The following is a 21,840-nucleotide window of genomic DNA, read 5'->3' as shown; positions in this document are numbered from 1 at the left end:
GTGGTTTGAGGACACTTCCATCCTGTGATTCTGTTTGGATGCTTCGTTTTTTTGAAGCGCAGCGGCCGTGAATCTTGGGGAAAATGCGGCCCAATCCCGCTCAGGTTGTTGCCTTCGCAGCTTTCCGTTTCACAAAACCAAGACCCGATTTGGCGGTGTTCTCGCGCTGCAAATGGTTGGTAAAAATATGTTTTAGTTAGATATTTAGGATTTTCCAGGGCCTTTCTGGGCCCGATGAAAGAATCGCAAGTGCGCGAATTGACACGTGACACAAGAGTTTGTGCGTTTTTTGCCAAAGTGGTTGGCCGGAACGGTGCTACGATCATTTTAACACATGAGACAGTTGTGTTTTCGCCATTTGTGTTTTGGGGACGTTAGATGAATCAGAAGGACAAAACTGCAAACAAGCTCATGACTGCCACCCAGTGGCAGGCGGCTGTCTCAGATACGTTCTTTCCCCTAGAGACCACGATGGCGGATGACCAGTCCTTTTCAGGTGATCTCAATACTTGGAACCTCGGTATCGTCGGTCTGTCGCAGATGCGTTGCGATGGCATTCTCTACAAAAGGCACAAGCGGCACTTTCTGGACGAAGTTGAAAGCAGTCTGCTGATTACCATTCCAAGATTGGGGACGGTCGGCTTTGACCAGAATGCCCGCCAGGCGAAATGTTCACCGGGCGAGTTTCTGGTAGAACGGGGCGATTTGCCCTACGAGTTCTGGCATGAACAGACGAACGAGCTGTTGGTGCTGAAGGTGTCTTCCGAAAGCGTGCGGGCCCGCATCGGCCCAACAGACCGTTTGGGCGCGCTGAGTTTTGATGGCACAGCCGGCGTGGCCAGTTATTTTCTGGATACCGTCAAGACAACGGCGCTGCACGTCGATTTGCTTGATGAGCAGGCGCGCGCGGCCGCTGGCAAGCACATCCTTGATCTGCTGTGCCTCTCAATCCGCAAAGATGACCGTGTGCTGGACAGCGAAACCTCGACAATCCGCGCAGCACATCTGTACCGCGCAGAACAGTTTATCCGCAACAACCTCTTCAATGAGAATCTCTCCTCAAGTCTTGTGGCAGAGGCCTGCAATGTGTCGCAGCGCTATCTGCAACAACTGTTCTCGGAGTCGGGCAGGTCGGTTTCCGGGTTCATCCGCGAAAAGCGTCTGGTGCGCGCGCGCGAGGACCTGAGCGTCGTAGGGCCCATCACAATTGCCGAGATAGCCCATCGGTGGGGGTTTTCGGATCAATCCCAGTTTAACAAAGCCTATCGTGCGCAGTTCGGCTGCACACCGACCGAAACGCGCAAAGCCGCGCAGCAAGGCCAGAAGACGGCCCCTCCGTAACCCTTAGCTAAAACCGAAAACCCCCAAGTAGGGTCGGCTTTCGCCGGCGCCTTCCTGATCCCCTGTTGTCTTTTGAAGGATGTAGACATGAAGAACACAAGAGTTGCCGTAGATGTGGGTGGGACGTTTACCGACGTCGTCATTATGGACGAAACAACGGGTGCGATCCGCATCGAAAAGACGTCATCGACACCGGATGACCCGATGGTTGCCATTCTCAACGGGATTGATCAGGGCGGCATCGACCTCAGCGAGGTGTCGATGTTTTCGCACGGGACAACCGTGGCAACAAACGCGCTGATCACACGTAATTTGGCGCGCTCTGCGATGATCTGCACCGAAGGGTTCCGCGACGTGGTCGAAATCCGCCGGGCCAACAAGGAGGATCTGTGGGACACCTACAAAGATGTGGCCAAGCCCTACATCCCGCGTCGGGACCGTCTGACCGTCCGTGAATGCGTCGACGCGAACGGCACGGTTCTGGAAAAGCTGGACGAAAAAGAAGCGCTGCGCATCGCGCATGTTTTGAAGAAGCGCAAAGTCGCCTCTGTTGCTGTCTGCTTTATGAACTCTTACACCAATGGGGCCAATGAAGAGCGGATGCGAGACATTCTGCTGAGTGTGATGCCGGATGTGCCGGTGTCGATCTCTTCACAGGTCCTGCCGGAGATTTTTGAGCACGAGCGTTTCTCGACAACGATGGCAAACGCGGTCGTGTCGCCTTCGGTCGTTGATTATGTAGCGCGCCTTGAGGGTAAGCTGGCTGACGGCGGCTACGAACGCGATCTGCTGTTGCTGCACACGGGCGGCGGCGTGATGACCCCGGCCAGCGTTAAAGACTTTGCCGCGCGTCTGGCAGGGTCGGGCATTGCCGCGGGCGCGATTGCCAGCCGCTTTATTGGCAACCTTTGCGGGTTTGACAATTCTATCGGTTTTGACATGGGCGGGACCAGCACGGACGTATCCTTGGTGTATGAAGGCAAGTCGCGTGTCACCAAAGACTGGTATATCGAATATGGCTATCCGATCCGGTTCCCGTCGATCGAAGTGCTGACCATTGGTGCGGGCGGCGGATCTCTGGCGTGGAAAGACGAAGGCGGGTCACTGCGCAACGGACCGCAATCTGCGGGCGCCTTCCCTGGGCCTGCCTGCTACAAGAACGGCAATGAAGTGGCCACAAACACGGACGCCAATGTTGTGCTGGGCCGCCTTGGCACATCGCTCGCGGGGGGCAAGATTACCCTTGATCCCGCCCTGGCCGAAGCGTCGGTCAGAGAGACTGTGGCCGAGCCTTTCGGAATGGAGCTGCACGAAGCCGCCGAAGCCGTGGTTGCGGTTGCAAACGCAAATATGGCCAATGCGGTGCGTTTGCTGTCGATTAGCCGAGGTTATGACCCACGGGACTTCGCGCTTGTGGCGTTTGGCGGAGCCGGGGCGTTGCATGGTGCGGCAATTGCCAAGGAGTTGTCGATCCCGACTGTCATTATCCCGCCCAATCCGGGTGTGACATCGGCTCTGGGTTGCCTGCTGGTCGATATCCAGCACGACTTCTCAGACAGCTTCATGGCTGCTGCGGCTGATACCAAGCCGGAGGATTTGGAGGCCGCCTTCGAGCGGCTGGAGGCCATGGCCGCTGATCGTTTGAAGCACGAAGGCGTAGCGCCCAAGGACATTGTCATGCAGCGCACGGTCGAGATGATGTATCAGGGCCAATGGCGTGCCTTGGCAGTATCTGCGCCGTCCAAGGTCACCGATATTGAGGCCTTGATCGACGGGTTCCACAGCGAACACCAGCGCGAATTCAACTTCCGCCGGGATGACGCACCGGTGTCGATCTTCCGTGTGGGGCTGACGGCGACGGGTATGGTTCCCAAGGCCGAGCTGCAAAAGCACGAGGTGAGGAAGAACAAGCCCAAGACCGACAAGACACGCGATGTCTGGTTTGACGGCAAGGCCCACACGGCGATGATTTTCGAGCGTGAAAACCTGACCGCCGGTGCGACCTTTGATGGCCCCGCCATTGTCGAGCAGTTCGATTCAACCACCGTAATTCCGCCGAACACGACTGCTGAAGTCGATCAATACATGAACATTCTCATCCGAGTGCAGGAGTAATACTATGAGTGATTCAAAAGCCCTAGATCCCGTCACGTTTGAAGTTCTCAAGAACTCCTTCATCACATCCGTTGACCAGATGGCCGAGCAGATGCTGCGCACCTGTTACTCCTTTGTGATCTACAACCGAGACTTTTCTAACGCGCTGCATGATGCCGAAGGCAATTCGGTTGCGCAGGGCAACGATGACATCGCGGTGCACGTCGGCACGCTGCACTTTACCTGCAAAGACGTTATTCGCGTCTTCAAGGGCGACATGATGCCCGGCGATATCTACGCGATCAACGATCCTTACGCAGGTGGCACGCACTTCAGCGATGTCCGTCTGGTGCGGCCGATCTTTGATGAAGACGAGCTGATCGGGTTTTCGCAGTCAAACGGGCACTGGTCTGATCTGGGTGGCTCTGTGCCCGGTTCGTTTGATGTGACGGCGAAAGACATGTTCCGCGAGGCGGTTCGGATCACACCTGTCCGGCTATTCCGTGCCGGCGATTTTTGTTCCGACGTTGCCAACCTGATCGCAAACAACACACGCGACCCCGCGTCGATTATCGGTGACATCCACAGCCAGGCACAGGCCACGCAGGTGGCCGAACGTGAAATCCTGCGGCTGGTGCGAAAGTACGGGCGCGAGCAGGTCAAGCAGGGCATGAACGAGGTGCAGGACTACGTTGAACGCGCCGTGCGCCAGCGTATTGCGGCGCTGCCCGACGGCACATGGAAATCCGTCGACTACATCGACCGGGACCCGTCAGGTGGCGAGGGGATGATCCCGATCCACATCAAGATGACAATCAAGGGTGATCAGATTCACTACGATTTCGAAGGCAGCCACCCGACGATTGGTTCGATGTACAATTCCGCGCCGGGAGCCACATTCTCGGCTGTCGTCGCGGGGATGAAGACCTTCTTTCCTGACCTGCCGTTGAACTCCGGCTTCTATCGGATGCTCTCTGTCGCTGCGCCGGAAAATTCGGTGGTCAGTGCCCAGTGGCCCACGGCGGTCACCGGCTTCCTGATGCCGTTTGAAAAGATCATGAACTCGGTTTTCGAGATGTGGTCGGAGATCATGCCGGAGCGCGCCATCGCCTGTTCATTCAACCTTGAATACCTGTTGGCGGGGGGCACGGACAAGCGGCGCGAGGAGGACTCTACATTCATGTTCTACGAATGGCTCCCCGGCGGTTGGGGCGGACGGCGCGGTAAGGATGGCAGCGACGTCACCACAGCCTGCTTCGGAACCGGGCTCATGTCTCAGCCCAACGAAGGCAACGAGCGGGTCAACCCGACCCGGACGCTTGAATTTCAGATCAAAAAAGACAGCGCAGGCCCGGGCAAATGGCGCGGAGGGACAGGGGTGCAGAAAACCTCCCTGCTTCTGGAAAGTGAAAAATCCGTCATGTCCTATGTCTGCGACCGCGAACGCGCCGTCGTCTGGGGTGTTGATGGCGGTTTGCCCTCCATGCCGCATGGTCTGACCATCAAACGCGCCGGCTCGGACACGCACGAATGGCTTGGGTCTGTCTTCTCTGACTTCCCGATGTATTCGGGAGATGAGTTTGCGCGCCCGACCGCGGGGGGCGGCGGCTTTGGCGACCCACTTGAACGCAAGACAGAGGCTGTTCTGACGGATGTGGTGGATGACTATGTCTCTATCAAACGAGCCGCGTTGGACTATGGCGTTGTGATCAAAGAGATTGATGCGGACTTGTGTGAATATGAGGTCGATGAGGCCGAGACCGAGAAACTGCGGGCGCATATTCGTGAAAACCGCGTGGCTTGGGCCCGCATTGATCCTGAAAAGGTTGCCGAGATGTATCGCAAAGGCGAGATCGACGCGATGGACGCCGTGAGACGCTATGCGGTGATCCTGGATTGGGAAACCGGCGAGCCGCTGCCCAAGACGATCGAACAGTTCCGCGAGAGTTTCGAGCGGCGCAGCGTGGCGCACTGGACCTAGTGAGCATCACCAGGACCCACAGCCGCCATCGGTTGGCGGCTGTGGCGCACAACGGTCGGAACAGGAACGCGAAGGATAAGATTTTGTCATTGGAACTGGAATCAATCAGCGTTGCGTTTGGTGGCTTCAAGGCTCTGGATGACGTGACGATTTCGCTAAAGAAGGCGGAAATTGTCGGGTTGATCGGCCCCAACGGAGCAGGCAAAACCACCTGCGTCAACATCATCACAGGCTTTCAGGACCCCACGTCAGGCACGGTCATGCTGGATGGGCAGGACATCAACGCCAAAGCGCCCTATGACATTCGCCGCCGGGGTCTTGCGCGCACGTTCCAGGCCGGGCGCTTGTTTTCCGGGCTGGATGTACTGGACAATCTTGCAGTGACCGGGGTGGGCCTTGGCCATTCGCGGCGCGCCTCCGAAGACGAAGCGCTGCGCGTGTTGTCCTGGATGGGGGCCGGGCATCTTGCCGAACTGCCCGCAGCCGGGCTGCCCTATACGGACGAGCGCAGGGTCGGCATTGCGCGTGCGCTGATGTTTGCCCCCGATTACCTGCTGCTGGACGAACCCGCCGCAGGCATGTCCGAAACCGAAGCGGATGATCTGGCACAAATCATCAGGCGGATCGCGGATGAGCTGAACTGCGGTGTCCTGTTGATCGAGCATAACGTCGGGCTTGTCCTGTCATTGTCAAACCACGTCTATGTTCTGGACGCGGGCAAGATCATCGAAGAGGGCGACAAGACCGAGATCCTGGCCAGCCAGGCGGTACGCGAAGCCTATCTGGGCGCAGAGCATGCGCCAGAAAACATGGAGCACGCGTGATGTCAAAGCTGGGTGTTTTCGATGTCGCGGTTCGGTATGGCAAAGTGCCTGCACTGTCGGATGTTTCCTTTACTGTTCAAGAGGGTGAGAGGCTGTTCATCTCCGGGCCGAATGGGGCGGGCAAGTCCTCTCTGCTCAAGGCGATTTGCGGAGCCGTTGCCACGACCCATGGCCGCATTGAGGTGGACGGCGATGTGCTGAATGGCCGCTCGCCCGAAGCGATAGCGCGTTTGGGTCTGACTATGGTTCCGGAAGGCCGCGAGGTTTTCGGAACGCTGACAGTCGAGGAAAACCTGCGTGTGGGCACGGGCATCCGGAAGGACAAGGCGGCGATTGAAACGGATATCGACGGGATCTACCAGAGCTTTCCTATCCTGGGTGAGCGGCGGCATGCCAATGCCGGAGCACTGTCCGGCGGACAGCAACAGATGTTGGCGATCGGGCGCGGTTTGATGACCAATCCCAAACTGATGATGGTGGATGAACCTTCGCTTGGGTTGGCTCCGAATATTGTCGATCAGGTCTATGAAACGCTCGTCAATCTGCAGGCCGAACGCGGCTTGACCCTGATCATCGTTGAACAGAGCTCGGCCCGCGCGGCCCGGGTTGGCGGGCGCATGGTGTTGCTGCGCGGGGGTCATGTTGCCGGCGATGGCGATGCGGCAGGCTTTGCGGAAAGCGATCTGCTTAAGGAAGCCTACTTTGGGCAAAACCAGTCGGAGGATGCGACATGAACGCCGTTCCACAGCTGCTCTTTGATGCGCTGAGCCTTGGGGGCATCTATGCCATGGCCGCACTTGGGATTGCTCTGATCTTCGGGGTGATGAAACTGGTGAATTTCGCCCACGGCGAATACATCGCCTTTTGCGTTTTTGCATTGATTGTGCCCTCGACGGACGCAGTTGCCGTCATGTTCTTGGGCAAAGCGCCGGCGATTTTGCTGATCCCGCTGCTGCTGCTGATCGGCGCTGCAATCGCCGTCGCCTCCGAGTTCTTTGTCTTCAGGCACATGCGCAATGCCACGCCTGTGGCGATGATGATTTCATCTTTTGCCTTGGGGTTCGTGATCCAGAATACACTGCTGTTGGTCTACAGCAGCCGTCCCAAGGCAGTAAGCCTCTGGCCAGAGTTGAACCAGCCCGTCAGCATCGCAGGGGCCTCGATCCCTTTGCTACAGATCATCGTCATTTGCACCACTTTGCTCGTTGTTGTGACGCTTGCCTTGCTTTTGAAACGCACGCGGATCGGGCTGGAAATGCGCGCGGCGGCTGAGAATTTCACCATGGCGCGGCTTTTGGGTGTGCGGGCCAATGTGGTTATCACCGGCGCCTTTGCCCTGTCTGGCGCGCTGGCTGCCGCTGTGGCGCTGATCATGGTCACACAAACCGGTGTGGCAGACATTCGCATGGGCGGGCAGATCATGTTGGTTGCCTTCATTGCCACAGTGATCGGCGGTTTGGGCAGTTTGCCCGGTGCTGTAGCGGCGGGATTTTTGATTGGCGCTGCTTCGGTCATTTTGCAGGGGTTCCTCCCGCTCGAAGCACGGCCTTTCCGTGATGCGTTTCTTTATACGCTGGTCATTGTCAGCTTGCTGCTGCGCCCCGACGGATTGTTCGCTCCGAGATCTACGAAGCCGAGGGTTTAGCACATGGCACAAACACATAAACAAAAGCGCCTGAGTGCTTGGTCCACGCCAATCTTGCTGATCGCCATTCTGGTGGTGTTCACATTGCTGGTCACGCTTCTGGGTGACAAATCATTGGCGCGTATGGCGGCGCAAACCCTGATCCGCGTGACCTTTGTTGTCGGGCTTTGGATATTCGTTGGCAACTCCGGCCTCGTCAGTTTCGGACATGCCGGTTACATGGCGATCGGGGCCTATTGCTCTGCATGGCTGACCCTGAGGCCCCAGATGAAGGGGATGTTCCTACCTGATCTCTGGCCGTATCTGGCGACTGCTGAATGGCATGGTTTTCCGGCTGCTGTTGCTTCGGGCCTTCTGGCGGCTGTCATTGCACTGATTTCAGGTGCTGCGATCTTGCGGCTCTCCGGCATCGCCGCCTCTATCGCGACATTCGCATTTCTGGCAATTGTCTACACCGTTTATTCCAGCTGGGAAGGCGTCACGGGGGCCACGTCTTCTGTTGTCGGCCTGACACGATATGCCGATCAATGGGTTACTCTGGGGTGGGCCTCTGTCACAGTTCTGGCCGCTGCGTGGTATGCCAACTCCGCATCCGGACTGGCCTTGCGTGCCAGCCGCGAAGACGAAGTGGCCGCAGACGCCAGCGGTATCAACATGTATGGCCATCGGCTCATTTCTCTTGTGGTCTCTGCCTTCTTTGCGGGTGTCGCGGGTGCGCTCTTTGGCCATTCGCTTGGTGTTCTGAACACCAACAGCTTCTACCTCGGCATTACCTTCATTACCCTTGCAATGCTTGTCGTGGGCGGCATTGGCAGCCTGACCGGCGCTGTCATGGGGGTCCTTGTTCTGTCCATCATCATCGAGGGGCTCGTGCGGATGGAGCGGGGCATGGAGATTGGCGAGACGACATTGGCTCTGCCAACGGGTGCTCAGGAAATCATCATCGGGATCATCATGATCCTGGTTCTCATTCTACGCCCTGCCGGTCTGACTGGCGGGCGTGAACTCCGGCTGCGGATCGGTGGCCGCTAACCGGAAAATCAAACACATCGAAACCTAAAGGGAGACGACTAATGAAACACTTCTTCACTGCAACAGCCCTCACGTTAGCGCTTGGCGCGCCCGCCATGGCCGATGACATAACAATCGGTTTTGCCATTGCAAAATCCGGTTGGCTCGAAGCCTATGACGCCCCTGCCGTCGCCGCGGCGCGCATCCGGATTGATGAGATCAATGCGGCCGGCGGTCTGCTTGGCAAGCAGATCAAATGGATCGAAGCCGATACCAAGAGCGATCAGGCACAGTCCGCAAGTGCCGGTCTGCAACTGGTCGATGAAGGCGCGGAAATGCTGATCGTGACCTGTGACTACGACTTTGGCGCACCTGCAGCCTTGGCGGCTGAGGCGGCGGGCCTGAACTCCTTCTTCCTCTGCGCAGAAGACATCAAGGCAGGTATCCAAGGGGTTGGCCCGAACAGTTTCTCCGCCTCTGTTCTGGCGGCTGTTCAAGGGGCGACGATGGCGGAATGGTCCGTTAAGGAGCGTTCAGCAAAAACCGGCTATGTGCTGCTTGATACGACAATCGAATACAACAAAGGTATCTGCACCGGATTCGACTGGATGTTCCCCAAAGCGGGTGGCGAGATTGTCGGTCGTGATACCTTCCTCAATGGCGATGCCTCCATCGCCAGCCAGATCACCCGGATCAAAGGCCTTGAGAGCGAACCAGACGTGATCATGCTGTGCTCCTACATTCCGGGGGCTGCGTCTGCTGTGCGCCAAATTCGGGCAGCGGGCATCAACTCGACCATCCTGAACGGCTCTGCGGTTGATGGCTCCTACTGGCTGGACGCCGCACCTGATTTGTCCAACTTCATTGTGCCGGTTCAAGGGTCTATCTACGGCGATGATACGCGTCCTGCCGTAAACGAACTCCGTGATGCGTTTGAGGCGGCTACAGGCGCTGGTCCGTCCAGCACATACGCGTATCCGGGTTATCTGCTGATTGATCTATGGGCCAAAGCGGTCGAACGGGCCGGAACTGTCGAAGCATCAGCCGTAACAGCCGAACTTGAGAAGATGGATGGCGAACCAACAGTCTTTGGTCCGCGCAGCTTCTCTGATCAGATCCACCACCAGAACTCTGCTGAAATGCAGATTGTCGAGATTACAGATGGCAAACCAGGTGTCATCGGCAGCTTTACAATCAGCGAACCTGTGCCGCTGGACGTGCTGCTGAAGTAAGCCGGCTCTGGATGCAAAACAATGCGGGTGTTCCATGTTTGGAGCACCCTTTTTCATATGCTTCTGGTGGCCAGAATGATTTGCACCCTAGGCTCGACATCGCAAATCAACGAAGAGAGACAACAGAGACGAGACAGTTATGCAGTGGAGGTGCTGCACCAAGGTGTCGCAACGTTCTCCCAATGCCAGATTTGGGCTGCCGTTTTTGAGGCAATTCCGCCTTCCCCAGACTGCAGACTTTAGCTCTACTGAAGAAAACCGTGCGCTCTGGGCTCTTGTTCCTGTTTCGCTGCATTGTGCACGAAGGTCCGGTTTCAGTTTTGGGTGAGTTAATTACGCCCTTGCTGACTACCGCGCGAGGCTAGGCCAGCCTGTTTGCCCTAAAGGCCGAATGCAGATGGCCCTTTAACCGCTTGCTCGGTTCGCAGAAGATAACTACGATTCAACACAGCCGGAGGATTGGTCCACTGGCTTTTGGTTTCAAGTCCAGTTTCAACAACAAATGGAGGATTATCGCTATGGATAATCGGTTCGCTTACATGCGCAAATACCTTGGGTTTTCCCAAAAGGATGCATCCAACATTTTTTCCACTCGGCTCGATACGATCAAGAAATGGGACAGCGGCAAACTGCTAGTGCCGGGTCCGGTTTTGGAAGAACTTTATGATTATATACGGTTCACAAATGATATGGTTGTCGAGTTTTGCGACGAGCGCCAAGCGGAAGATGAAGACGAGGGGATCGACGAAATCTACCTGCGCACCTTCACAGTTGAAGGTCTTGCCGAGCAAGGCTTGCCGCCCTCCCTTGGTTGGCAAGATCAAGTCATTGGTGCAATTATCGGTCGTCTTGCTTCCATCCACGTCTACGGCGCGGATACGCTGCCAGAGCATCATGACCCCGACTATCATTGGTATGAGTATTGGGGCCTTGAGCCAGTAAAGAAGCCAACAGAATTTTTCACCATCCAGGACGAAGCATTGTTCGCGAATGAACTTGCAAAAGCTGTTGAAGGTAACTTTTGGCAAGTGGATTTTGACCCAGACGAAAACTACTATTTGATTGGATTCCGAACAAAGTCAGTGTCCAAAGTTACACGCCATATTTGGATCAGAGCTGTTCGCGCTGGTCGAGGTTCGGAACTTGTAGAACGTTTCGCTGGTGAACCACTACGATATTGCGATTCATTTGGCGAAGGTGCCCCATACATCGAAGGACCAAACAAGGCCAAAATCCCTGTCGGTTTTGCGTCCGGCCATGACGATGACACCGTTGATCCGCATACATTAGCGGAGACACTTTTTGCGGCCCTCGCAACATCCTACCCAACCAAAGGCGCTATGCGTGAAGCGTGCCGCGACCGATATGCGGCATTGGTCGGTGCTGACGAGGGCTACACAGCCGATTTTATGAACGATTGGGACGTGAAAGACACTCGCTTTGTTTCTCACAACTTTATCGCAGCCCTGTTTTTTGAAACCCAAAAACAGACCGGCTTGACGTTGCACCCCGAAGCTATGGTTGAACTATGCTCGATACTCGCCAAGTCGGAACCGTCGATACGCAGCATGGATCACGAAGTTGTTGTGATCGACATGGGCGAAATGGTGTTCACCATCACGCTTGATCTACGCGACGTTCTTTCCCAATCGGGTGATGGCAGAGACTTTCACACCGAAGCAAGCAAAGCCCTTGATGTTATCCAAGCGTCAATCGGAAACGATGGTCTGACCCGTATAGAGCCGTTCAGCACAATCGAAATCGAATTTACTTCGGACGACGCAGAAGGATAGGACACCTACCTTTATCTTCCCCGAAATAATCCTCGGGGGAGCGCCACTGGCGCGGGGGCAGATAGCCCCCTTCGTAGCTTGTCTTAGGGACCGGTGTTGGTACAATAAAGCATTATTGACCGATTGAGAGTGGATTGAATCTTGCCGTTGAACCCACCAGAAACACCCAATGTATTAACAGAGGTCGCATTGAAACAGCGCCTTGAGACGGGTTCGAAACTCATCATTACATGCAACGTATCGCCAACGCGCAAAGCATCATCATGGTTTGGAGTTTGGACGATGCACGCAGAACATGCCGATGGGACTACGCAAATGTTGGTCACGGCGCGCTCTAGGATGGCAGGTGAAATTTCCATTCGTGAGTTCAAAACCGTGACGGGAATCGTGTCTTTTCTGACCGACTGCGGTTTCACCAAAATTTCCTTCCCCGTGATTGAGGGCGACACCGTGAGACTACCGCTGGATACTTAAATCTAAGCATACCCAGCAGTAAGTTTGGTTGCCAATGCCCCGCCCTGTTGGGCGGGCAGCGCGTTACCCACAATCCCGACGCTTCGATGTTCAGTGTCTTCGTTTACTCCGCCGCGCGACCAAGAACTTCTTCGGCCCATTGGTTCAGGCTTTTGCCAGACAGCTCCGCCGCGAGTGCCGCCTTGCGGTGTACCTCGGGATCGACGCGAAACATGACTTGACCCGAGAATGCTTTTTGCGGCTCCTTGCCGACCTTTGCGCAAGTCTCAACGTAGTCTTCAACCGCTTCATGAAAGGCATCCCGCAACGCTTCAACCGTGTCAGCATGAAATCCGACACCATCGCTGATACCGGCAAGGCGGCCAGTGAAAATGCCATCTTCATCATCATACTCGATGCGGGCTGAGTAGCCTTTGTAGGTCATGGTATTGGTCATGGCGTTACTCCGATCCGTTCCAAGAATGCGCGGGCGGCGCGCACCTGATAGCGTTTGGCTTCCTTGGCGGGATGCGGACGATGAAACGTCTCGACCTCGCCGTCCTTTTCGAACCGCACTCGTGAACCGCGTCCTTCGATGACCTGCGCACCAGCTGCGACAAGTAATCTCTCAACAGCGGACCATTCGACTGTTCCCGACACTGGGTCGGCAAAGACAACGGCCAGAGTCTTGCGGTGTTTGCTATTCATGGGTCTATATAGGTCATGCTTGCATATATTGCAAGCAAGTTGCTCACTAGGGTGTGTGCCGGTTTCTCATGATGCGCCGCACCAAACGTCAAAACAACAGAATCTGTAGTATACTCCGTCGCACTATCAGCCAAAATCAAGCCATTGATCTCGCATGGATTTACGAGATCGCGTTGGTGCAAATTTAAGAAAACTAAGGCGGCTTCAATCCCTTAGCCAAGAAGCCCTGTCACTTAAGGCAGGACTTGAACGAGGCTATGTTGGCCGACTGGAACGTTCACAATATTATACCTCAATGGCGACCGTGCAAAAGCTTGCTTTTGCTCTCGAAGTTGACCCCATCGAGTTAATCGAGCCAGTTCTGATAACCCGCGGTAAAAAGTCAGGAACCGCCGATCATGAAACCTCAGATGATCAAAAGGTGTCTGGAGGCTCACAGCTGCTTGCTGTGCCGTTTCAAGAGGGATTTGAGAAGCGGCAAGACGATCTTACCCTCGTATTGATCGACTATAGATGGAACGACGGATCAACTGTTCGCCGCTGGCTTGTCGATCCGAAGAAGGTCAAACAATCGGCCATTGTCGTGAAACCTTGCATACTGCTTTGACAAAGGCAGATACCTGCTCAGTAGGAAAACCAGTCTGAATGACCCATATTGCCTCCGTAGTCGCCATATTCGACCATGATATCGCGCGAGTAGAAGTTTCCAAAACCACGCCCAACGGGCAACAAAATAGTTTGCCCGCTTTCGGAGACAAATGAGCTCGGCCAACGCGTGTGCGAGCCGTAGACACGTGCGATATATCGGCAGGTTCGGTTTTCACGGTCACAAGACCGAATACTCCAGTCCCACTGCCTTGGATCGTCACGCGGCGTGTAAGAGCGGCCTGTGAACCAGATCACATGTGTGCGGTTGAGCCATTCGTATTCTGGAAGGTCCGTATCAACCTCGCCCTCACCGCCGGGGCCACCCAATTCAATCGGTACTGCGGCGAAGGTGCAAATCCCGAACGGAGGCCTACTCGGCCACGGCGTGATGCGGCGGATCATTGTGCGATAGGCCCGCGCGCAGACCGCGCTCGGAGGAAATCCACCCGCCATACAGAGCATAATCGCGCAATCTATATCGTAGGCCTGCGCCTTTTTAGGTGCGCCAAATGTCATCAAAACACCAAAGATTGCTGACAAAATAAGCCGTTTCATCGGAGACTCCTTTGTTTGGTTTCGTCCTATGGTTTAGCATTTTGTTAAATTCTGCAATATATCATATTGACTCAATGTGTCTTTCCGCTTGTACTAGGTCGGACTAGAAGGGCTCTCAGGGGGAGAGTCCAAATGCCGATAGCGCGCAATCAAATCTTGATCACACTCGATGGGGTCAAAGACCTTCAAAAGAGGGAAGTTGCGTTCCGCTGCCGGTATGAACTCGTGGGGTTCACGGACGATGGCAAGCCGCGCTACCAGTGCATCTACCTGCGTGAGGGCGAACCCGAAGCCATTCTTGTGTCCACGCGGATCACGCCTCTCGGGCCAGAAGCGCGATACTTCAATATCTGGCCGGGGCTTTTCAAACACCATCTCGAGTTTGGCGACGGGCGCGATTTGCGCTTTGGTGCTGACTACAACATTACCCTCGAGGGCAACGGCTGACGTTCTAGCCTTTCGCGCTGACGGAACGGCTACGGCGTCTGGGTGGACGTTTCACAGAACACGCCCGAGCTGGGCCACGTCCGACGATGCTGTGGAAGCGCAACCTGTTGCCGTTGCACCAATTGCGCCTGCGGCGGGAGCCTCTGCCCAAGTTCTCTCACTCATTCGTCAGACGGCCAGCCGGCACCAAAACAACAGGGCCATCGCGCAAGCAGGCCTTTCGACGCGAGACTGGCACGTTCTGTTTCAAGCGATGATTGAAGCGGAGAGCAGTTACAATCCGACTGCCATCAGCCCCAAGGGTGCCTATGGCTTAGGGCAATTGATGCCTGCTACGGCACGCGAGCTTGGTGTGGATCCCCGCGATATCTCTCAGAACCTCGACGGCGCAGCACGCTACCTGCTAACCCAACTGGCAGAATTCCGAAGCGTCGAACTTGCCTTAGCCGCCTATAACGCTGGGCCCCATCGCGTTGAGCAATACTCAGGCGTACCGCCGTTTTCTGAAACACGCGCCTACATTGCACGCATCCACGACATTCGTGAACGGCTGTCCGGTGGAACGTCGCAGCCAGCACCAATCCGCGTCGCCAATACAGCACCCACACGCGCTCCCGTCATTATTGAACTGAACTGATCAAGGACATTTTCATGCCAAGACACCACTCACGATACTTGCCACTCATGGTCGCAACCTTAGCGCTCCTTGCCTCCCCTGCCTTCGCGCAAGACTTGTCGCCCATTCAAACAATGTTGGAGACGGTCGAAGCCGCACTCACAGGACCAATTGGCATTGCCGTGGCTACTCTAGCGGTCATTGGCACAGGCTTCATGTGCATGATGGGGCGGCTGAACTGGGGATGGTTCGCCTCCGTGATCATCGGGATCGTGTTGATTTTCTCGGCGGGCACCATCGTCGACGGCTTCACCTAAGAGCAGGCAGAGCAGATGGCAGAACGTTCCCCACTTTTCCTCGGCCTCGCACGCCCACCCAAGTATCTGGGTCTCCCTGTCGGATATCTGGTGGTCTTGGCCATGGGGGTCGTTCTGCCATTTATCTGGACGAAATCTCTGATCTTTTTCCTGATCGGGATCATTGCCTATCCAGTCCTTTGGTTCGTTGCGGACAAAGAGCCTCATTTCTTTGAAGTGCTGCGCATCTCCTTTGGCACCGTGCGCCCGACCAAAAACCGCGCACATCATGGGGGTGACAGCTTTGGCGCTTGATGGTGGAACTTTGAGCGGCATCGGCCCTGCGGTGCGTGAAGCTGGGGGAACAGGATTTGCCCGTGAAAGCTACCTTGCGGAGCACCTGCCCTATTTTGCTTTGGCAACGGACGATGTGATGGTGCTGCGCGAAGGCGATCTTCTGGCAACCCTACGCCTTGATGGTCTGAACCCGATGACTACCGAGGACGATCGCCTTGATGCGCTCAAGCGCGCGGTTGCCGCAATCGTGGCCCAAACCGGGAATACGTTCGGTTTTTACATCCACCGCGTCTCTGTTCCACAAAACTTAGACCTTAAGCCCGTCGAGGGTGATACCTTCGCGTCCCAAGTCGATGCCCGTTGGGCAGCTCACATCAAAGGCCTGCGACCTTCCAAGCGGCAGATGTATCTCAGCGTCATTCGCCGCCCCAATCTCGCAGCCCGCATCCCATTTTTGCGCGCACTCGCCCGCAAAGCTTGGGTCAAAGACCGCGCAGCGCGTGTTCAAGAGCTCAACGAGGTTATGGGCTTCTTTGCGGTGGCCCTCTCTTCGGCAAACCCTGTTCGCTTAACAAAGACGGGCGGTGAATGGCTCGGGTATCTGAACACGCTCAACGCAGGCAGCTTTTCACCCATCGCATTTGGTCAAAGCCCCCTGCCCCTGTCTCATACCATCAGTGATTGCCGCGCGACGTTCGATGGAGATGTGGCGACGATTACATGTGCCACAACAGGTGCCGTCAAATATGGCGCGCTCTTTAGCATCAAATCCTATCCCGCACTGACAGACGTGACGCTTCTCGATGCGTTAGATCTGCCTCTCGATATCGTACTGACCAATTCATTCAGTCCAATCCCGAACAACATCATGGCCGAGCGCATCCAGCGCATCATCAGACAGATGCATGCGTCAGATGATGCCGCCGTGTCATTGCGCGACCAATTGGCCTTGGCTGCAGACGATCAAGAGGCGGGACGCATCGCCTTTGGCGACCATCACCTTTCCATCGCCGTCTATGCGCCTGACCGCGACACACTTGAACGCGCCGCCGCACAGATCAAACGGGTCGGCCAAGAAATCATGGCTGTGATCGTGCGCGAAAACATGGCGCTGAAAGCCACCTATTTTGCACAGAGCCCGGGCAACTTTGGCTATCGCGCCCGAAAGACACCAATCTCATCGACCAATTTTTCTGATTTTGCAGCCCTTCACGGCAGTGTTGAAGGGCGTAGCAATGACGAGAGCCCGTGGGGTCAGAGCATTGCGGTTCTGCCAACAGTGGGTACATCAGGCTACCGTTTCAACTTCCACGAAGCGGGTTCTGCAAGCAAAGAACCTACTGTGGGCCACACACTGGTTTTAGGGCGCACGGGAACTGGCAAAACATTGACGACTGCCTTCCTCACCGCGCAAGCGCAACGGATCGGCGCACGCCTGTTCTTCTTTGACAAAGATCGCGGCTTGGAAATGGCAGTCCGAGCTTTGGGTGGCCGTTACAATGAAATCCGCGCAGGCGTGCCCACAGGCCTCAACCCGCTCGCCTCTGAAATCGATGAACGCGGACGCGCTTGGTTATCCGATTGGTTGGCCACCTTGCTGACGCGCAGCGGTGCCTTATCCGGAGAACAATCGCGCCACATCCAGGGTGCGGTAACACAGAATGCAGATGCTGGCGCAGCCTTACAGCGCTTTGCCAGCTTTGAAACCTTGTTCCAGTCCTTGGATGATGATGGCGAGCTGCAGTCCCGCGTCGCAGAATGGGCCCCCGGCGGTCGGTTTGGCTGGGTATTTGATGAACCCGACCGTGGGCAGCGCCTCGATCTCTCTGGCGACATCGTCGGGTTTGATATGACTGAGATCCTCGACATGACAACGGAGCGCATGGCTGTGCTTTCATACATTTTCCGCCAGATTGAACGCGTAGTTGAAGACCGTCGACCCACCATCATCGTCTTGGACGAGGCGTGGAAACTACTGGATGATCCTTATTTCGGCGCACGGTTGGAAAACTGGCTCGTGACCCTGCGCAAGATGAACTGCGTCGTGATCATGATGACGCAGTACCCCAGCCAGTTGCGCGACAGCCGCGTTGGCAAAACCATTGTTGAAACCGTCCCGACGCAGATCCTGTTTCCCAACGACCGCGCCACGGTGGCCGATTACGATTTTCTGCGCGTGAACTCCAAGGAAGCTGCTTTGCTCGTCCAACCCACCATTGGCCAACGCATCGCGCTGGTGCGCTCCGCGGGTGACAGCGTCTTTGTCGATGCTGACCTCTCTGCCCTTGGCGACTTGCTGCCAATCTTGGGCGGCGGTGCCACAGGTGAGGCCCGCGTGCCAGCCGACTGGCGTTCAAACCCAGATTTTTGGAGACCACAATGAGATATTCCCAAACCATTCTTGTGCTTTCGGCTGCGCTGTTGCTATCGGCCTGCGCGCAATACACCGAGAAAACGTCCCCATGCTTTAACCGAAGCGGTGACCCGGTGGTGACACGCGCAACGCTATCCTTCGCGGCCACGGCACCAGTTTCAGCTGCGAGCGGCAAAGATTGTACTTTCGAAGCCCTGCCGCGCCCAGAATGATCCGCCCCGTCATCATATCTGCTGGGCTTTGGCTTTGCCTGCATGCAACCTCGGGCTTCGCCCAAGGTGTACCAACGCAAGACAACGCCGCAATCGGGCAAACCATTGCGCGTGTGACCGCATTGGTTCAGGATTTGGGAACCCAAGGTGACAAAGAAGCCGAGCGTTCTTCCATCGCCGAGGTGCAGGCAGATCAGCTGCGCACGCTCGAGGCAATTTCTGCCGCTATGACGGGTCCGGGCTTTGATATCAGCGCCCTTGAAGGCAACGCTGATTTTGGGGTCGCTTCCGTCTATCCCAACACCGATACAAGTCCGATGAACAGCCGCCTCTTTGGCGAGGGCCGCGAAACCGTCGAAATGATGATTGTGCGCGTTGCAGGCGAATATGCTGGCGCACCAGGCGTCGCACGGGCTGGTCTTTCCGCCACGCAATGGCGCTGCTTGTTTCAGGCACTGATCAAACAGGAAAGCCGCTTCAATATCACCGCCGAAAGCCATGTTGGCGCTTACGGACTGACACAGCTCATGCCCGGCACCGCATCGGACATGGGCGTCAATCGCTACGATCCTATGGACAACCTGCGTGGTGGCGCGCGCTACATCACGACCCAGCTGAACCGCTTTGGCAACATCCCCCATGCGCTCGCAGCCTATAACGCAGGCCCCGGACGCGTGATCGAGTATGGCGGCGTGCCGCCTTTTACCGAGACCCAAGGCTATGTGCGCAATATCTCCAAATTCTACAACGAATACCTTGCCGTTGTCGGTGGTGCGGAGGCGCTTGGCACATTGTCATCCTCAGATTTCGCCCTCGCTGAATACGCCAACATCTCGGATGCAGGCGTCTATTATGCGGCAAGCAGCCACGCCACGACGATGCAGGTCATCAACCGCCTGCGCGCGATCATTCTGCAAATCGACGCCCAACCAAATGCGAAAGCCGCGTGGGAACTCAACACCTACGCCAAAGCTGAAATCGCCCGCATCCTAAATCTGCGCGTCAGGCTGATGGCAGCCAATCAACAACGCGAAGCGACCCATGCCCAACATCTGGTCGCGGACCGCCTATCCGAGCGTGAATTCATGCAAATGGGAGTGCCAAATTGAAACAGCTTCTTCTTTCGGTCGCGGCGATAACCGCCCTTGGCCTTTCGACGCCAGCGCGCGCACAAGGCGTGCCAACGTTTGACGGCTCACAGCTTGGCCAGTTGGTCGCGCAGCTTGAGCACATGGCCGAAGACCTGAATGTTCAGCTGCAACAGCTGGCCACCATGCGGTTGGAGCTCGAGACCCAGCTTTCCCAGCTTCTTAACTTGGACGCCCAGTTGGCATCTCTTATCGAAGGCAGCGGGCTGAGCGGTCTCTTTGCATCGGTTGAAGAATTCCGCGCCTTGCGGGGCAAACTTGTTGGCCCGTTAAATACAGCGCGCTCACTGGCGAGCGGAGATTTCCTGAGTGGCTTTAATCCAGGCGCGGAACTGGAAGCATCAGTAGAGCGTGTGCTCTCCGGCAGTGGGTTCACGCCTGAGACGCTCAGCACTCTTTCGTCATCGCCACAACCTGCTGACAACCGCATTGCGACGTCCGCAGGCGCCAGCGCTATGTTGTCGGTAGCCGCGCAAGAAAGCCATGCAGAAGCAGGCCAAAGTCTGGAACGCCTTGAAACAATGGTTGGCTTGATCGACGATCAAGACGGCTTGAAAGCGGCCGTTGATTTGAACACGCGGGTCACTATCGAACTCGGGATTATCCTGACGCAAATCTGGCGCTTGGAAGCGGCACAAGGTGTTAGCGCAGGACAGCTCGGTGTGGTTGATGCGGCGACACTGGCCGATGAGCGCCGGTTCAGATCAATGGCGGTGGATCCGTGATGATGCGCCTCCCGCGTTCAATTCGGTCTACAGTTGCAGCGCTGCTTATCGCGCTGCCTGTCTCCGCTTTTGCTGAAACACCTGATTCAACATCCGGTGGGCCAAAGCCATTCAGTTCGATGGCTATTACCCCTGATGCTGGGGAGGCCTGCCGCATTCCGCGTCCTCCGGTAGATCTTGCGGAGACGGCTTATCTACGCAACGGATACCGCGCAATATTGCGTATTCTCGTTGCCGAACGGCAGTTGGAAACCGAAACCTGTGATTGCCTCTTGGGAGAATTCACATGGGACATTGCTCTCGCAGAGCTGCCGCGCTTTCGAACGTCCGACAATCCGCGCCTGCCGTTCAAAGTCCTCGACCTCTATGCCATGGCCGATGCGCTCGAGGCTGAGCACGCCGAGGGTTGTGCCGAATAGATGGGGATTATCAGCGATATCCTCGACCAGGTCGATGCAGCTGTAGACAGCGTCGCACAAGATGGCTTCATCTCGTCGGCTGCAGCAGTGGGCAATGTCATCACAGCAGGTGCTGTCCTGTTGTTGATACTGCTGGGCATCAATGTTGTGATGCAACTCAAGCCCATGACCTTTGGCAGCGCATTTGCATTTGGGATCAAAATCTCGCTGGTCGCCATTTTCGCCCAGAGTTGGGATAATTTTAGCGTTATCTACGGCATTGTAACGCAAGTACCGGACTCAGTCGGCGCATCCATTCTCGCTCTCACGGGATCTGGCGATGAGGCCGGCGTATACGAAAGTCTCGACAACATGGTGGCCCGGATCACGGCCTACGGCGACACGATCGGCGATCAAGCCGGCTGGGTCTTTGGGGCTGTGCTTGGCGCAATTTTCTTCGTTCTTTCCGCACTCTTCGCAGCCGTTACTGCTGGGATCATTGCATTCGCCAAAATCGTCTTTGCGCTGATGATCGTGATTGCCCCATTCATGATCATCACATCGCTGTTCAAGCCAACCCAGTCTCTCTTTGAGGCCTGGAGCCGTGCAACTATCGGCTACGCCTTGATGCCCGTCGCCGCTGCAGGTGCTGCTGGCATTATCGTTGCGATCGCAGAAGCCATTGGCGATGCGTCCGCCGATCCCGTCGATGTCGAAACCGTCAGTCTCATCTTGCCATTCTTGGTCATTCTGCTCCTCAGCGCCGGGATTATGGCATCCGTCCCTTACATCGCCTCCAACCTAACCGGCGTGATGGGCATCGCCTCCAACGCTGTCGGCCTGACGGGGCTGGCACGTCGCGGCATCGTCAACACGAGCGATTATGGCACGGGCAGTGCCACGCGCCTCGCAACAGGCAAATCACCGCAAGAGCTCCAGCAAGCGGTGAACAGCGGCGTTGTCAAAACCGGCGAAGCGATCCGCAGAACACCAGCCTCAGCCCTGAACACCGTCAAATCCTTCCGCGCCTCATGATGAAAGA

At 56.2% G+C, this 21,840-nt stretch carries 23 protein-coding genes; 20 read left to right on the top strand and 3 right to left on the bottom strand.

The window, feature by feature from the left end; all coding sequences use genetic code 11:
- The first annotated feature begins 378 nt into the window (after positions 1-378).
- The 10 genes from HGT1_RS04020 to HGT1_RS03975 all read left to right on the top strand — a co-directional run bounded on the left by HGT1_RS04020 (position 379) and on the right by HGT1_RS03975 (position 12,395).
- Positions 379-1,341 (top strand): helix-turn-helix domain-containing protein, encoded by a 963-nt coding sequence (locus tag HGT1_RS04020; RefSeq protein WP_007120578.1) that lies wholly within the window; start codon positions 379-381, stop codon positions 1,339-1,341.
- Between the two features lie 87 nt (positions 1,342-1,428).
- The gene (locus tag HGT1_RS04015; RefSeq protein WP_007120579.1) at positions 1,429-3,456 is read left to right on the top strand and encodes a hydantoinase/oxoprolinase family protein; all 2,028 of its coding nucleotides are present in this window, start codon (positions 1,429-1,431) and stop codon (positions 3,454-3,456) included.
- Positions 3,457-3,460: 4 nt separating this feature from the next.
- Entirely contained in the window at positions 3,461-5,416 is a 1,956-nt protein-coding gene (locus HGT1_RS04010; RefSeq protein ID WP_176248662.1) for a hydantoinase B/oxoprolinase family protein, read from the top strand.
- An 83-nt stretch (positions 5,417-5,499) separates the two neighbouring features.
- Positions 5,500-6,240 (top strand): ABC transporter ATP-binding protein, encoded by a 741-nt coding sequence (locus tag HGT1_RS04005; RefSeq protein WP_007120581.1) that lies wholly within the window; start codon positions 5,500-5,502, stop codon positions 6,238-6,240.
- Positions 6,240-6,974 (top strand): ABC transporter ATP-binding protein, encoded by a 735-nt coding sequence (locus HGT1_RS04000; protein WP_007120582.1) that lies wholly within the window; start codon positions 6,240-6,242, stop codon positions 6,972-6,974. Before HGT1_RS04005 ends, HGT1_RS04000 begins: the two co-directional genes overlap by 1 nt.
- Positions 6,971-7,885, top strand: coding sequence for a branched-chain amino acid ABC transporter permease (locus HGT1_RS03995; RefSeq protein WP_007120583.1), 915 nt, complete (start codon positions 6,971-6,973; stop codon positions 7,883-7,885). The genes HGT1_RS04000 and HGT1_RS03995 overlap by 4 nt, the downstream gene beginning before the upstream one ends.
- 3 nt (positions 7,886-7,888) lie before the next feature.
- Entirely contained in the window at positions 7,889-8,917 is a 1,029-nt protein-coding gene (locus HGT1_RS03990) for a branched-chain amino acid ABC transporter permease (RefSeq protein WP_176248661.1), read from the top strand.
- A gap of 41 nt (positions 8,918-8,958) precedes the next feature.
- Positions 8,959-10,128 carry an ABC transporter substrate-binding protein gene (locus HGT1_RS03985; protein ID WP_152467149.1) on the top strand — a complete coding sequence of 390 codons (1,170 nt, stop codon included), beginning with the start codon at positions 8,959-8,961 and terminating at the stop codon, positions 10,126-10,128.
- A 518-nt stretch (positions 10,129-10,646) separates the two neighbouring features.
- The gene (locus tag HGT1_RS03980) at positions 10,647-11,921 is read left to right on the top strand and encodes a hypothetical protein (protein WP_007121030.1); all 1,275 of its coding nucleotides are present in this window, start codon (positions 10,647-10,649) and stop codon (positions 11,919-11,921) included.
- Between the two features lie 141 nt (positions 11,922-12,062).
- Positions 12,063-12,395, top strand: coding sequence for a hypothetical protein (locus HGT1_RS03975; protein WP_152467150.1), 333 nt, complete (start codon positions 12,063-12,065; stop codon positions 12,393-12,395).
- 103 nt (positions 12,396-12,498) lie between these two features.
- On the opposite strand, the gene HGT1_RS03970 is transcribed toward HGT1_RS03975, so the two are convergent.
- Positions 12,499-12,831, bottom strand: a complete 333-nt coding sequence (locus HGT1_RS03970) for a type II toxin-antitoxin system HicB family antitoxin (RefSeq protein WP_007121032.1) — start codon at positions 12,829-12,831, stop codon at positions 12,499-12,501.
- Positions 12,828-13,082: a type II toxin-antitoxin system HicA family toxin gene (locus HGT1_RS03965; protein ID WP_007121033.1), complete on the bottom strand. Its 255-nt coding sequence runs from the start codon at positions 13,080-13,082 to the stop codon at positions 12,828-12,830. Before HGT1_RS03965 ends, HGT1_RS03970 begins: the two co-directional genes overlap by 4 nt.
- A 154-nt stretch (positions 13,083-13,236) precedes the next feature.
- Here HGT1_RS03965 and HGT1_RS03960 point away from each other — a divergent pair, with 154 nt between their 5' ends.
- A complete protein-coding gene (locus HGT1_RS03960) occupies positions 13,237-13,689 on the top strand; it encodes a helix-turn-helix domain-containing protein (protein WP_083790418.1) in 453 nt (150 codons plus the stop codon).
- A gap of 17 nt (positions 13,690-13,706) precedes the next feature.
- Here the strand turns inward: HGT1_RS03960 and HGT1_RS03955 are convergent, their stop codons facing one another.
- On the bottom strand, positions 13,707-14,285 hold the full coding sequence (locus tag HGT1_RS03955) for a hypothetical protein (protein ID WP_007121035.1): 579 nt from the start codon (positions 14,283-14,285) through the stop codon (positions 13,707-13,709).
- Between the two features lie 132 nt (positions 14,286-14,417).
- Between HGT1_RS03955 and HGT1_RS03950 the strand changes: the two genes are divergently transcribed.
- The 9 genes from HGT1_RS03950 to HGT1_RS03910 all read left to right on the top strand — a co-directional run bounded on the left by HGT1_RS03950 (position 14,418) and on the right by HGT1_RS03910 (position 21,833).
- Positions 14,418-14,732 carry a hypothetical protein gene (locus HGT1_RS03950; RefSeq protein WP_007121036.1) on the top strand — a complete coding sequence of 105 codons (315 nt, stop codon included), beginning with the start codon at positions 14,418-14,420 and terminating at the stop codon, positions 14,730-14,732.
- A 91-nt stretch (positions 14,733-14,823) separates the two neighbouring features.
- Positions 14,824-15,369 carry a lytic transglycosylase domain-containing protein gene (locus HGT1_RS03945; protein WP_009807908.1) on the top strand — a complete coding sequence of 182 codons (546 nt, stop codon included), beginning with the start codon at positions 14,824-14,826 and terminating at the stop codon, positions 15,367-15,369.
- Positions 15,370-15,383: 14 nt separating this feature from the next.
- Positions 15,384-15,665, top strand: coding sequence for a TrbC/VirB2 family protein (locus tag HGT1_RS03940; RefSeq protein WP_039965702.1), 282 nt, complete (start codon positions 15,384-15,386; stop codon positions 15,663-15,665).
- A 15-nt stretch (positions 15,666-15,680) separates the two neighbouring features.
- A complete protein-coding gene (locus tag HGT1_RS03935) occupies positions 15,681-15,959 on the top strand; it encodes a type IV secretion system protein VirB3 (RefSeq protein ID WP_007121039.1) in 279 nt (92 codons plus the stop codon).
- Positions 15,934-18,324, top strand: coding sequence for a type IV secretion system protein B4 (locus HGT1_RS03930; RefSeq protein ID WP_007121040.1), 2,391 nt, complete (start codon positions 15,934-15,936; stop codon positions 18,322-18,324). The genes HGT1_RS03935 and HGT1_RS03930 overlap by 26 nt, the downstream gene beginning before the upstream one ends.
- A 199-nt stretch (positions 18,325-18,523) precedes the next feature.
- On the top strand, positions 18,524-19,636 hold the full coding sequence (locus HGT1_RS03925) for a transglycosylase SLT domain-containing protein (RefSeq protein WP_007121041.1): 1,113 nt from the start codon (positions 18,524-18,526) through the stop codon (positions 19,634-19,636).
- The gene (locus tag HGT1_RS03920) at positions 19,633-20,400 is read left to right on the top strand and encodes a type IV secretion system protein (RefSeq protein ID WP_007121042.1); all 768 of its coding nucleotides are present in this window, start codon (positions 19,633-19,635) and stop codon (positions 20,398-20,400) included. The genes HGT1_RS03925 and HGT1_RS03920 overlap by 4 nt, the downstream gene beginning before the upstream one ends.
- A complete protein-coding gene (locus tag HGT1_RS03915; protein ID WP_254702678.1) occupies positions 20,400-20,819 on the top strand; it encodes a hypothetical protein in 420 nt (139 codons plus the stop codon). The genes HGT1_RS03920 and HGT1_RS03915 overlap by 1 nt, the downstream gene beginning before the upstream one ends.
- The gene (locus tag HGT1_RS03910; protein WP_007121044.1) at positions 20,820-21,833 is read left to right on the top strand and encodes a type IV secretion system protein; all 1,014 of its coding nucleotides are present in this window, start codon (positions 20,820-20,822) and stop codon (positions 21,831-21,833) included.
- The last annotated feature ends 7 nt before the right edge of the window (positions 21,834-21,840 follow it).

The organism is Sulfitobacter sp. HGT1, from assembly GCF_013282155.1.
In the GTDB taxonomy this organism is placed as follows: domain Bacteria; phylum Pseudomonadota; class Alphaproteobacteria; order Rhodobacterales; family Rhodobacteraceae; genus Sulfitobacter.
This window is presented reverse-complemented; position numbering and strand designations above follow the sequence as displayed.